The organism is Marinomonas primoryensis, from assembly GCF_013372285.1.
Lineage (GTDB): Bacteria > Pseudomonadota > Gammaproteobacteria > Pseudomonadales > Marinomonadaceae > Marinomonas > Marinomonas primoryensis.
The window spans coordinates 2995383-3008002 of sequence record NZ_CP054301.1 but is presented as its reverse complement, the minus strand read 5'-3'; the positions used below and the strand labels follow the sequence as shown (position 1 = coordinate 3008002).

Genomic DNA, 12620 nt, shown 5'->3' with positions numbered 1-12620 from the left:
CCTATTCCGTCAATACAGCAAGAATGCTGGTTATCAAATATTAAGGAGTAATGGATTATGCCAAGTGGAGTCAAAGTTGGTGATGTCGGAACGGATCATGATGGATTTCCACCAACACCAGTGACTGCAGGGTCACCTGATGTGAATTACGATGGATCACCTGCCGCTCGTGTAGGAGACCCATTAGAACCTCACGATAAACCAAAACACCCACCTCATCCAAGAGCCATCGCAGCAGGCTCTTCTTCTGTGTTTATTAACGGCAAGCCAGCGGCTTTGACAGGGGGAGCTATTGATTGCGGTGGCGTGACGCAAGGCACTGCTTCGGTCAATATCGGAAGCTAATCTAATGTCGTTTCACTTTTTATATTTCCTTTTATTAGTATTGCCTACCGAGCGGATTATTGCTCGCTGGGCAACTTTCCGCTCGATCTCAGGCGGATTGTTGCTCGATGATAGAATTATTATTTTCTAACTAATTGAAATCATTGATATTTTGTAGTTGGCACTCTTGTTGCTATTACCTTGGTTGTGTTTTATGAAAAACATCATCCATTTACAATGCGACGAATAAGGAATGTTACTATGCCAACACCATGTTATATCTCTCTCGAAGGAGAATCTCAGGGTTTGATCACCGCAGGCGCGATGTCGGTCGACTCTATCGGAGATGTGGGCTTGGAAGGCCACGATGATGAGATGCTTGTACAGCAATTTGATCACGTTGTGACCGTACCTACGAACCCTCAGTCAGGTAACCCATCAGGCCAGCGTGTTCATAAGCCGTTTGTGTTCACGGTGGCACTGAACAAAGCCGTTCCTCTTCTGTACAACGCTTTATCTTCTGGTGAGAAGTTGTCTAAAGTGGAACTAAAATGGTACCGCACCTCGTCAGAAGGCAAGCAAGAAAACTTCTTCGTGACGGCACTGGAAGGCGCGGTGATTGTTGACATCAAATGTGAAATGCCCCATTGCCAAGATCCGGCAAACGGCAACTTCACACAAAACATTGCGGTGTCACTTGCGTACCGCAAAATCACGTGGGACCACGTCAGCTCTGGCACGTCGGGTTCGGACGATTGGAGTAAACCCATCGAAGCGTAAGCGTCGATGGTAGAGGCTCTGATTGATAAAACCGCCTGTGTTCACAGGCGGTTTTTGTGTGTGTTAATATGCCTTCGTGTTTACGGAGAAAACAGAACACCCAGTCATCACAAAGGAAGGTAGTATGACGACATTGACGTTTACATTGGTCCTCGACGGAATCGAAGAAGACACCTTGGTCGTACGAGAGTACCAAGGGCATGAATCTTTATCGGACACCCTTCTACAAGATGGCTCTCCCTGTTATGGTTTTCGGTATCAACTGACGCTTGCCAGTCGACGCTCAGACCTCAGTGCCGATCAGATTGTCGATAAGCATGCCGAATTGCGTATTGTTCGTAATGGTCTGTTAGTACAGCGAGTTCATGGCATTGTCCGCCACTTTGAAAAAGGCGACACAGGTCACCACCATACTTACTATGCCTTAAGTCTTGTTCCTGCCCTTGAACGTCTTGCTTTGCGTCACAACAGTCGTATTTTCCAAAAGAAAAGCGCGCAAGAAATCATCGTCCAACTGCTCGAAGAAATGGGCATCACCGATTACCTTTTCACCCTACAGCGCCCACCACAGCAACGTGAATTCTGTGTGCAATACCGTGAAACGGATTTACATTTTTTACACCGCTTAGCCTCTGAAGAAGGTTGGGTCTATTACTTCACCAATGAAACCATGGCACTGTCCGAAGAAGGTACCTACCTCAAGGGAAAACATACCCTTAACGTCGTCGACAAAAGCCAGTCCATGTCCCTGCATGATCGTGCCATTCCCTACAACGTGTTGTCCGGTGGTGTAGACAATAGCCCTTATATCTCCACCTTGACCGAACACACCCAATCCTTTCCAAGCCAAAGTGTGCTCAAGGATTACAGCTTTAAAAAGCCCGATTACCGCTTCTTGCATCAACAAGAAGGCCACGACATGGATTACCAGCATCAAGCGTATGAATACTTTGATTCGCCAGGGCGGTTCAAAGACGACGAAACAGGCAAAGCCTTTGCGCGCATACGATTGGAATATCTACGTCGAACCGCTCACACCGTCGTCGGTAAAAGCAACGACGCCGCGATTCAGGCGGGGGCGAGAATCACCGTCACCGATCACATCGACGATAAAATGAACCAAGTGTGGGTGCCAGTGCAAGTGACCCATCAAGGCAATCAGCCTCAGGCACTAGAAGAAGAAGGTCACACCGGCGCAACGACCTACCACAACACCTTTACCCTGATTCCCACAGCCACCAACTGGCAGGCCACCCCACAGCCCAAACCCAACGTGGATGGCCCAATGATGGCCACCGTTGTCGGCCCCCAAGACGAAGAAATCTACTGCGACGACCATGGACGAGTCAAAATCCACTTTCCATGGGACCGATACAGCGCTGCCAACGACCAAAGTTCGTGCTGGATACGCGTCTCCCAAGGTTGGGCTGGGAACCAACATGGCATGATGGCGATCCCCCGTATTGGCAGTGAAGTGATCGTCAGCTTTTTAAACGGTGACCCAGATCAGCCCATCGTGACAGGAAGAACCTACCACGCCAAAAACACGCCCCCGTACGTCTTACCAGAACACAAAACCAAAACCGTCTGGCGAAGTGACACCCACCAAGGCAAAGGCTTCAACGAAATCAGTTTTGAAGACCAAGTTGATCATGAAAAAGTGTACCTACACGCACAAAAAGACCAACAAGAAGACATACTCAACGACCAACTCACCCAGATCGGTCACGACCAGCATGTCAACATCGGCAATGACCGTTTTACCGAGATCAAAAAAGACAGCCACTTAACCATCGAGGGCGAATGCCGCCTTAACGTCGTCAAAGACAAAACCGACATCATCGACGGTAACCTACAACAAAAAGTGGGTTCGAAAGCGATACTCGACGCCGCGCAAGAAATTCATCTTAAAAGCGGCAGCAAAGCAGTCCTCGAAGCCGCCTCAGAAATGACCATCAAAGTGGGCGGTAGCTTCATCAAAATAGACGCGGCCGGCGTTCACATCGTTGGCTTAGCGATTAACCTAAACACGGGCGGTAGCGCAGGATCCGGCAGTGGCTTTAGCGGGACATTGCCGGCGTTGCCATTGGGGGCTGAGTCTCCAGAGTACGATGCGGACCTTGAAGCGATTGAAGGCAATGACGCCCCTGATTCTCCATTGGCAGGTATGGCTGCTTCAGCCGTTCCTATTACTGTATTAGACAAGAAAAGCGATGAAGCAGAGGCAACGGAAGAAACCACCACAACGGTTTCCGACCCCACTCTTCAATCCTCCGTATTAAAGGCTTCCACTGCATTAGAACAACTGGCGAAGAATTCAGGACCAAGCTATCAAAAAGGTAGTACAGAAGCGGAAGACGTTAAACGCATACAACAAGCCCTGCTCAAAATGGACTTTAATTTAGGCCCAGCCAAAGACGACGGTGACTTCGGTTCAAAAACTGAAACAGCGGTTAAACTGTTTCAAGAAAACTACCAAGCCACCAATAATACTCACGCCGCTTATAGCCTAGACAACCAAAATGGCGTCATAGATCAATACACTTTATTGGGCTTGGATGAAGCGTTAATGGAGGGATGGAAGTATGTTGATGATGAAATGGACGAGAAATGGCTCACTGTTCCTAAAGGGTCATTGACGTTTGATTCGGAAGGAGATGATGACGAAGGAGGTAACTATTTTTCACGTATAGCGCATATCCCCAACCGTAATGGGGAGGTGATTGGTAACTCAGGGATTACGATAGGCCGTGGCTTGGATATTGGCAGTCGAACGGCGAGTGAAGTAGCTTCTATTTTTGATAGCGCGGCTCAGTACGCTAGACCAATATCAGATGCTTTATTAACTTGGCTAAAAGAAGGTGCTGGTAAGAAAAAACAGGCCGCGTATGAGCATTGGAAAACGCTGAATGCTCAAGTTCCAGCAGATGATCAGACAATTACTCGTAAAATGCAGCACTTTTTGTTTTTAGAAATATATGGCTTTTATGTGAAAGAAGCGAAACGACTTACAATAAAGGATGATGTGAGGACTGCCTATTTAGGTGGTGCAGTGCTTGATTGGGGTGCTTTGCCGCAGAACGTTATAGACGTATTAACTGACTTAACTTATCGAGGCGATTACACCGGTTCTAATGACGCACGAGGTAATACTAGGAAACTAATTGTACCAGCGGTTTATAAGGATTTGAGTGAGGGAATATTTGGTAAAACATCTAACCTATATAAAGTCATGTTTCGTCAAATAGAATGGAGAGAAATTTATGGAGTTGATGCTAATAGATTTAAAAGAAGATATGAGGAAATAAAATGAAAATCATATTTTTAATTTTTTTATCATTCCCATTTTTAATTTATGCAGATGATATTAGTGAATATGAATATTATGCTAAGAGTGGTTCATATGTTGCTTACATTAAAAGTGATGATCATTGTATATATGGTGGTGATATAGAAGAGAATGATATTAAAAAATATTGCGATATGGGTAGTAGCGGTATTAATTTAACCAGAGACCATCCATCAGTATATGCGGTTGAGCTTCATTTATCTGTAAGAGCTGTCTTATCGTTTATTGTTGCTGCTCCATGGAATGAGCAAAAGTGTAAAGCAGATCTTTATGAAAACTCGATAACTTGCGAACCTACAGGTAGGTAATTTTTTAAAGACGAGTATCCCCCTGTGTCAGGATAGTTGTCGCCTAAATTAATTTACAAATAAACAGGGAGCGGTAAGTTAAAGCAAGTGAACTATCAAAGGCATTCAGGTCAATTTAAAGAAGCAATATTAAACAAGTTTAGTGGTAGCTTCATCAAAATAGACGCAGCCGGCGTTCACATCGTTGGTTCTGCTATTAACCTAAATACGGGCGGTAGCGCAGGATCTGGCAGTGGGTTCAGTGGCCTCTCAGCAGCACGGCCACTGGGCGCCACATCACCAGAGTACGATGCGGACCTTGAAACGATTGAAGGCATTGAAGGCATTGAAGGCATTGAAGCCCCTGATTCGCCATTGGCAGATATGACTACTTCAGCCGTTCCTATTACTGTATCAGACAAGAAAAGCGATGAAGCAGAGGCAACGGAAGAAACCACGACAACGGTTTCCGACCCCATTCTTCAATCCTCAGTCTTAAAGGTTTCCGCCGCATTAGAACAACTGGCGAAGAATGCAGGACCAAGCTATCAAAAAGGTAGTACAGAAGCGGAAGACGTTAAACGCATACAACAACCCCTACTCAATATGGACTTTAATTTAGGCCCAGCCAAAGTGTGAATTTCACCATTCCGAGAATGAAAATTACTTGTTAACGCACTGGTAAATAATACCTTTATAGTTTTTTATCTATTAATTTTTTCATAGGTCAGCCGTTTTACGGCTGACCTTTTTTATTATTTGGGTTGTATGTTTTATTAAGAGGTCATCAAACCGTCATGGCCAGTCTTTATCTTATGGTGAAAATAATCAAAGCACGGCAGTGCTATCACATTAACAGGGGTAGAAAATGACGGGTAAGATTTGGTTGGTTAGTTTGTTTTCAATCAGTGTTCTATCGGGTTGCGCAAACAATGGAATGATACAAGCGGTAACTAGTTTTGTGGATAACGTTCCGAAGCAGGGGAGTGAATTGCCTTACTCTGTATTGCGTGGAGACCTTATTGATAGGAAAACCAATCAGCCCTTTGAAATTCGTAATGGTGGTTTTGGCTCTGCGATGACGGCGAATCCGAACCAAGCGAATCAGTTTTACGCATTAACCGATCGTGGTCCAAACGCGAATTACACGGGCGAATACGGTAAAGGGAAAAGCTTTCCTGTGGCTTCTTATACGCCACGTATTGGTTTGTTCGAAGTAGAATCTGATGGCTCGATTTCTATGGTAAAAAGCATTTTACTCAAACGTCCAGAAGGCAGTTTGATCTCTGGTTTGCCGAATACGTCTGCATTAGGTGGCACAGGTGAAACGCCGTATCATTCCAATGGACAACCCGTTTTAATGAATGACAGTAAGCCTTATAACAAGGACACGAATCCTATTAAATTGGATGATTACGGTTTAGATGGTGAAGGTTTAGTCGCGCTAAAAGATGGTACATTTTGGGTGAGTGATGAGTATGGCCCCCATATTGTTCACTTTGATAGAAATGGCGTAGAAATTGGCCGAATTAATGCGTTTAAAAATGATACTCGCAATATGTTCTATTTACCTGCCGTATTCCAACATCGTCGGGCGAATCGAGGAATGGAAGGCTTGGCCATTTCGCCAGATGAGACCACTTTGGTCGGTATTATGCAATCAACCATGCAGAACCCAGATAAAGCGGCTCAAAAGGGCAACTTGACTCGCATCGTCACGGTGAACTTAACGGATGGTAATACTGAGCAATACTTATACCGCCAAGAAAAAGCCGAAAATGCAAACTCTGAGATTTCTACGTTGACCGCTAATCAGTTTTTGGTGATTGAACGCGATGGCAGCTTCTTATTAGGTGGGCCAAATGGTGAGTCTAAAGCCAACCCGAATGCTCAGAAGCATGTGTATCGTATTGACTTAAGCACCGGTACACCGCTTTCTAGTGTTGCTTTGTCGAGTTCTATCACGCGAGATGCGAGTCATGGATTGATGATTGATGGCTTGACCTTAGAGCAATTCGCCAACACATATGGCTGGGACGCATTGGCAGAAAAAGGCATCAAACCGGTCAATAAAGCACTGGTGATCGACATGGTGAAAGCCGTTTCTTATCCACATGATAAAATGGAAGGCTTGTGGGTGATTGATGGTCATCATCTTGGTGTATTAAACGATGACGATTTCGCGACTTGGTCGACGAAAGGTAAGCTAGAGCAAAAGCATCTTGATAATCATACGATTGATTCGAATCGACTTTATATTATTAACGCCGACCTGATGGGCAATTAGTAACTTTAGATTGCGCTTTATTAAGTTGAGTAAAGTAAAAAGGAATGCCGCAGTGCATTCCTTTTTTTATGATGTGTAGTTTCTATTAATTTGATTTAGCTCATCACTCGACTCTGTACTAAGATTAAAAATTCAGTACAGTATCCGCCATGGTATTGTTCCTTTCATTCACCTTGTTGCGGCGTTTGCCCTAAGAAAGATAGTATGAGTTTAGATTCGTTATTTTCTATTGCTCCCTATAGTTGGGGGGCGATTTTTACCTCTGTTTTTTGTGGTGTTATTGTTGGTTTAGAACGGCAGCTGAGAGGTAAGCCAGTGGGTATTCGAACCTCGGCTTTAATCGTCTTGGGAACCTATGTATTTATTGCATCGTCAATGTTTGTTGCTGCTGACATTACAGATCCATCTAGGATAATAGGGCAGGTGATTACGGGGATTGGTTTCCTTGGTGCTGGGGTGATGCTTTCAAAAGACGGAGCCGTCATCGGAGTGACTTCTGCTGCGACTATTTGGTCGCTTGCTTCCGTCGGTGTGTGTATTGCCATTGTCGATTCTTATGTGGCTATCAAACTGTCTCTCATCTTGGTTGCTATTTTATATGGAGTGGATCTTTTGGAAGAATATTCGTCTGCTTTTACTCGAGGAGTGCATTCAAAGTACAGTAGCTGGCGTAAAAGAAACTAAGACGCACTATTGCTCTATCCTATTAGAAATAGAGGCCTAAGTGATGTCGTGATATGAGTCAGTGGTAATCAAGATAAAATGAATTTTGATGAGACTAATGCCAATTGGCCCAGCATTTATTGCGTGTTTGACCCTCCGATCAAAAGCACCCTTGTTTATATATTTATAACTATTAGGTTGTTCTTTTTTGGTTGAATTATGCTCTATTCGGACAGCTCTACGCAATTTCGTCCTTTGTCTTTGCCTCTATAAAGTGCTTTGTCCGCTCGTTTTATCATTTTAAGTGCATTGTCATGTTGGCCACGGCTATCGGTTACACCTAATGTGATGGTGATAGGAAGATTGAAATCACTGAATTTTTGTTTAGAGATCACATTTTTAAGATCATCAGCGATGAGTGCAGCCTGATTCTTTGTGGTATTTGGGAGAATGACAATAAACTCTTCACCACCAAACCGAGCAATGATGTCGCGCTTTCTCAGTGTGCTTGAAAGAACATTGGCGACTTCAATCAAACATATATCTCCAACGTCATGTCCGTATCTATCATTTATTTTTTTAAAGTAGTCAATATCAATTAGGATAAGACTTAAAGGTGAAGAGGTAATCTCTGTCTCTTCTAGCTCTTTGCTAAAGTGGGTGTTTAAGCCGCGTCTGTTAAGTAATCCAGTCAGTGGGTCTAGCGTGTTTTCTTCTTTGAGTTGCTTGGTTACTTCAGTGTAGCGTTGAAGAAAGAAGTGCCCAAAAAAAGCACTTAAAATAATGGAAATAGTAAGCCAAAAGCCACGAGCCGTGGACATCTCTTTGGAATAGACACCGCCAGTTAAGTCTACAATATACTCACTAAATATGGTCGCCAAAATAGTGCCTGCCACGAGGGTAACTGTAAGAGCTAAAGATTCTCGATGCCCACCGAGAAGCGCTGCCAAAATTGGATAAAGTGGCAAAAAGTAGACCATTTGGCTATTAACACCGCCGGAAATTGCAAGGGTAGGAAGAATGATAATAAGGGCGATCAGTAAGGAGAGCGTAATTTCCCATTTTGGTAATAAATTAAGCCGCACGATAAAATAAAACCCTGTCATTAAGAACAAATCTGCAATGCCAATCAACAAGAAGTAGATAGGTAAATCAATAAAGAAGGGCCTAAAAATTAGAGATAATACGATGGTAGTAAAGACGATTTCTATGATTCGCAGAGTGAACTTATGGCTGAGTTCGGCTTGGATGTTGTTAGGCATGATAGTGTGAAGTCGTTCCTGATACAGTTAATAGTAATGGTTATTATTTTTTCTATTTGATTGTTTAGTAAACATATTATTGATTGATCATACCCTAGATTCAAAAGCGTATTCGTATTTTTCTATTATTTCCGGCTCCTAATACAGGTGTTGTGACAGACGAAAGAAGACAACATTCAGCAAGCTCTTTGAAAGCAGAGAAGACTCAGTAAATTAGATAGAACAATATGCTAGATTTACCAACTACACTGTTTTTGTTGTAAGGAGTATATTGTGGGATTGAAAAATCGAATTGTCGCGAGTAGTTTTCTGTCTGTTTGTGTGATGGCATTACCAGCTCAGGCGGCGACGTTTGAAGTACCTAGATCGTTTGAAATTATGTACGTTGACCTTGAAGGCGCAAGGCAGTTCGGTAATGACTTTAAGGTCGAGGTTGATGAAGGTCAGCACCAAATTGTCGTACGATTTAATAAATTGTTGCACAGTGGTGGCGATACTCAAGCGTATCAATCTGAGCCTATTGTGCTGGACTTACAATTTGAAAAGAATGATTACTTCACGGTGAAAGCGCCTTATATTTCGACTCAAAAACAGGCAGAAGCTTACTCTAAGGCGCCTACGTTTACCCTTTTTGATGATCGCAGTGGCAAAGAAGTAGATTATCAACATCAAATACTACCGGTGAAGTCGGGGTTTCAAAATACGCGTGATTACGTTACCGAAATTGAACGTTTCACGGCAAAAAACCAACCAATTATAGATGATGCTCCTGTCTTAGCTCCGGTCATTTTGACTCAAAATGTTGCGCTAGAAATGATGCAGTTTTGGTATAACCGATCCGATGATGCGACTCGAAAAGAGATGCGTATCTGGGTTGCTGACGACTTATATAAGCCGTCAGTGTCTAATATCCAGCTGGAAATGTCGCAGTTTTGGTTTAATAAAGCCGATAGAGAGGCGAAAAAAGCATTTCAAGCTTGGCTGGTAGAATAATGTTTTTCTAGGCATCGTATTATAGAAACGCCCAGCCAATGCTGGGCGTTTCCATTTGGCTTAGATTTACCTAAGTTATCAATTAGCTTGCGTTAGCAGCTTTGGCCGCAGCGAGTCGTTGGTTGAATTTATCATTCAGCCAAAGTGCCAATAAGATAATACTGCCACCAATGGCCAGTCGAACGATGTCAGCATCGCGGTTCCAGAAAACCACGTTAACAATAATGCCAGCGGGAATCAGTAAATTATTTGCAACCGCTAATGTTCCTACGTTAACCATGGTTGCTCCTCTGTTCCAAGCAAAGTAACCAAGGCCCGAAGCCACAATACCTAGGTAAGTTAAAATACCCCATTGAAGAGTAGTGGTCGGTAATTTATCAGGGTTACCTAGCGCAAGGTAACAAGGAATAACCACCGCCAATGCACCTATGAAAAACCAGCCGAAAACCGTGCGTTGAGATAGGTCTGGGCGCTCTTTTGCAATGATGCGTTTATAACCTACTTGCCCTGCTGCGAAACAAATGTTGGCACCTTGAACAATCAGTAAGCCTTTAATGAAGCCTTCATCGATACCTTGGTAGCGAATGGCAACAGCGCCAAGAATAGCCACGAGCGCACTGACGGCAAAGCCAATATTGAAGCGTTTGTCTAACATGTCATTAATCAAAGTGACGTAAAGTGGTGTCATCACCGTGAATAGCAAGACTTCAGGAACTGACAGGTATAGGAAGGATTGATAATAAAAACCATACATGATGCCAAGCTGTAAAGCCCCGCATATCATAAGTTTGAGCGCTATTTTGGCTTCAATTTCACGAAGCTTTAAAAAAGGTAAAAATACGACAGTAGCCAGAGCGACTCGCATTAATACAGAGAACCAGGCATCGACTTGGCCGGCGAGATAAACGCCAATCAAGCTGAAGGAAAACGCCCATAAAAGGGTGACGGCAATAAGAATTGGCATGAGAATGGATTCCATTTGGATGATTTTGTCGTAAGTCTAACGATTTCCATACAGTAGGTAAATTAGTTTACTTTTTAAAATAATAAAGTTTACTGATTTTTTCAAAATGAGACTTTATATATGGCATGAGCCACGGTATGAATCGCTCTAAAATCAGACCTATGTCAATGGATTTGGTGGCTTGTTCGAAAGGGCAATAAAACCTTGATCTATATTAATAGTTTGATTCCTTATCCTGCTATTTTTTGTTCACAGACATGTTGTTTGATTAAAAAGAAGGATTTGATTATGAAAGCTTTACTTCCTATTGCCCTTATTTCAACACTTTGCTCTTCTGTGGTTTTGGCTCATGACGCCGGCGATTTATTCGTCCGAGCTGGCTTTGCAACGGTTATGCCGAATGAAAGCAGTGATAACGTATTGAACACCGGTGAATTGGAGTTGGATAATGACACTCAAGTCGGCGTAACACTCACGTATATGCTAACAGAGCAGTTTGGTGTGGAGTTGCTAGCCGCGACACCTTTTACTCATAAAGTTTCTACTAAAGGGCTTGGCGAAGTCGCTGAGGTATCGCACTTGCCACCTTCGGTAATGGCGCAGTATTACTTTGGCCAAGCCAATAGCCAAATTCGCTCTTATGTTGGTGCAGGTTTGAATTACACGGTTTTCTTTGATGAAAAAGGCAAAGGCACATTGGCGGGAACCGATGTGAGTTTGGATGATTCATTTGGCTTGGCCGCTCAATTGGGTGTGGATGTGAACTTCGCCGAAAACTGGTTTGCCAATGCGTCTATTTGGTACATGGATATTAATACCGACGTTCACACGACAGTCGGAACGATTGACGCCGATATTGATCCAATCACCTTTATGGCCAGTGTGGGTTATACCTTCTAATGAGACGATGGATTAAGTAGGTAGGAAAGCGTCTAAAGGGAAAAGGCTTTGATGATTGAATCAAAGCCTTTTTTGTTTTTACACACTTTTATTAATGTCACCATGGTGTGTTTTCATCATGGTATTTGATATAGGCTTGTCCGAATTATTCAATATGAATTGGAAACATGATGTTGTCAGCGTTAGAAAGCGAATTTGAAAACCATTGCCGAACGTTTTTAGAAGCACAAGGCGCTGCGGATGTGGCGCACGACGTGAGCCACATTTATCGAGTGGTAAAAGTGGCACAGCAATTGGCGCTGGATGAAGGTGCGGATATGTCAGTGGTAATGCCTGCGGCGTGGTTACACGACTGTGTTTCGTTACCAAAAAATCATCCGGACCGGCATCTTGCTTCGACGTTGGCCGCTGACAAAGCCATTGGTTTTTTACATTCTATTAAATATCCGGCCGATTATTTCCCCGCTATTCATCATGCTATTCGAGCTCACAGTTTTAGCGCCAATGTGCCACTTGAAAGCCTGGAGGCTAAAATTGTACAAGACGCCGATCGTTTGGATGCACTGGGGGCGATCGGTATTGCGCGTTGTATGCAAGTCAGCGGTACGTTAAATAGGGCGCTTTATTCACTCGATGATCCATTTTGTGAGGATCGTGAGCCGGATGATGCACAGTATTCTATCGACCATTTTTATAACAAGTTATTCCGTATAGCCGATAGCTTAAATACGGTATCTGCTCAAGCCGAAGGCAAGCGCCGCGAATCGGTTATGCGTGCTTTTTTGGCGCAATTGGCACTGGAGATCTAATG

Annotated in this window: 12 protein-coding genes; 10 read left to right on the top strand and 2 right to left on the bottom strand. The window is 43.5% G+C overall.

The window, feature by feature from the left end:
- The first annotated feature begins 57 nt into the window (after positions 1 to 57).
- From MP3633_RS13940 to MP3633_RS13910, 7 genes are all read left to right on the top strand, one after another.
- Positions 58 to 345, top strand: coding sequence for a type VI secretion system PAAR protein (locus MP3633_RS13940; protein WP_176335991.1), 288 nt, complete (start codon positions 58 to 60; stop codon positions 343 to 345).
- 240 nt (positions 346 to 585) lie between these two features.
- Complete coding sequence (locus tag MP3633_RS13935; RefSeq protein ID WP_176334764.1) at positions 586 to 1104, top strand: Hcp family type VI secretion system effector; 519 nt, start codon at positions 586 to 588, stop codon at positions 1102 to 1104.
- Between the two features lie 124 nt (positions 1105 to 1228).
- Positions 1229 to 4417, top strand: coding sequence for a type VI secretion system tip protein TssI/VgrG (tssI, locus tag MP3633_RS13930; protein WP_176335990.1), 3189 nt, complete (start codon positions 1229 to 1231; stop codon positions 4415 to 4417).
- Complete coding sequence (locus MP3633_RS13925) at positions 4414 to 4761, top strand: hypothetical protein (protein ID WP_176335989.1); 348 nt, start codon at positions 4414 to 4416, stop codon at positions 4759 to 4761. The genes tssI and MP3633_RS13925 overlap by 4 nt, the downstream gene beginning before the upstream one ends.
- 87 nt (positions 4762 to 4848) lie before the next feature.
- Positions 4849 to 5379, top strand: a complete 531-nt coding sequence (locus MP3633_RS13920; protein ID WP_176335988.1) for a hypothetical protein — start codon at positions 4849 to 4851, stop codon at positions 5377 to 5379.
- A 229-nt stretch (positions 5380 to 5608) separates the two neighbouring features.
- On the top strand, positions 5609 to 7027 hold the full coding sequence (locus MP3633_RS13915) for an esterase-like activity of phytase family protein (RefSeq protein WP_176335987.1): 1419 nt from the start codon (positions 5609 to 5611) through the stop codon (positions 7025 to 7027).
- Positions 7028 to 7231: 204 nt separating this feature from the next.
- Complete coding sequence (locus tag MP3633_RS13910) at positions 7232 to 7711, top strand: MgtC/SapB family protein (RefSeq protein ID WP_112137182.1); 480 nt, start codon at positions 7232 to 7234, stop codon at positions 7709 to 7711.
- A 203-nt stretch (positions 7712 to 7914) separates the two neighbouring features.
- On the opposite strand, the gene MP3633_RS13905 is transcribed toward MP3633_RS13910, so the two are convergent.
- A complete protein-coding gene (locus MP3633_RS13905; protein ID WP_176335986.1) occupies positions 7915 to 8952 on the bottom strand; it encodes a GGDEF domain-containing protein in 1038 nt (345 codons plus the stop codon).
- A 273-nt stretch (positions 8953 to 9225) separates the two neighbouring features.
- Here MP3633_RS13905 and MP3633_RS13900 point away from each other — a divergent pair, with 273 nt between their 5' ends.
- On the top strand, positions 9226 to 9945 hold the full coding sequence (locus MP3633_RS13900) for a YccT family protein (RefSeq protein WP_244959656.1): 720 nt from the start codon (positions 9226 to 9228) through the stop codon (positions 9943 to 9945).
- Between the two features lie 82 nt (positions 9946 to 10027).
- Here the strand turns inward: MP3633_RS13900 and MP3633_RS13895 are convergent, their stop codons facing one another.
- Positions 10028 to 10909, bottom strand: a complete 882-nt coding sequence (locus MP3633_RS13895) for a carboxylate/amino acid/amine transporter (RefSeq protein ID WP_176335985.1) — start codon at positions 10907 to 10909, stop codon at positions 10028 to 10030.
- Positions 10910 to 11197: 288 nt separating this feature from the next.
- On the opposite strand from MP3633_RS13895, the gene MP3633_RS13890 reads away from it, so the two are divergent.
- Both MP3633_RS13890 and MP3633_RS13885 read left to right on the top strand, forming a co-directional pair.
- Complete coding sequence (locus tag MP3633_RS13890; protein ID WP_176335984.1) at positions 11198 to 11809, top strand: OmpW family outer membrane protein; 612 nt, start codon at positions 11198 to 11200, stop codon at positions 11807 to 11809.
- Between the two features lie 167 nt (positions 11810 to 11976).
- Positions 11977 to 12618, top strand: a complete 642-nt coding sequence (locus MP3633_RS13885) for an HD domain-containing protein (RefSeq protein ID WP_244959654.1) — start codon at positions 11977 to 11979, stop codon at positions 12616 to 12618.
- Positions 12619 to 12620: the final 2 nt, after the last annotated feature.

Coding starts and splice junctions, on each gene's coding strand:
- MP3633_RS13940 (WP_176335991.1), top strand. CDS start 58: ATGCCAAGTGGAGTCAAAGTTGGTGATGTCGGAACGGATCATGATGGA.
- MP3633_RS13935 (WP_176334764.1), top strand. CDS start 586: ATGCCAACACCATGTTATATCTCTCTCGAAGGAGAATCTCAGGGTTTG.
- tssI (WP_176335990.1), top strand. CDS start 1,229: ATGACGACATTGACGTTTACATTGGTCCTCGACGGAATCGAAGAAGAC.
- MP3633_RS13925 (WP_176335989.1), top strand. CDS start 4,414: ATGAAAATCATATTTTTAATTTTTTTATCATTCCCATTTTTAATTTAT.
- MP3633_RS13915 (WP_176335987.1), top strand. CDS start 5,609: ATGACGGGTAAGATTTGGTTGGTTAGTTTGTTTTCAATCAGTGTTCTA.
- MP3633_RS13910 (WP_112137182.1), top strand. CDS start 7,232: ATGAGTTTAGATTCGTTATTTTCTATTGCTCCCTATAGTTGGGGGGCG.
- MP3633_RS13905 (WP_176335986.1), bottom strand. CDS start 8,952: ATGCCTAACAACATCCAAGCCGAACTCAGCCATAAGTTCACTCTGCGA.
- MP3633_RS13895 (WP_176335985.1), bottom strand. CDS start 10,909: ATGCCAATTCTTATTGCCGTCACCCTTTTATGGGCGTTTTCCTTCAGC.
- MP3633_RS13890 (WP_176335984.1), top strand. CDS start 11,198: ATGAAAGCTTTACTTCCTATTGCCCTTATTTCAACACTTTGCTCTTCT.
- MP3633_RS13885 (WP_244959654.1), top strand. CDS start 11,977: ATGATGTTGTCAGCGTTAGAAAGCGAATTTGAAAACCATTGCCGAACG.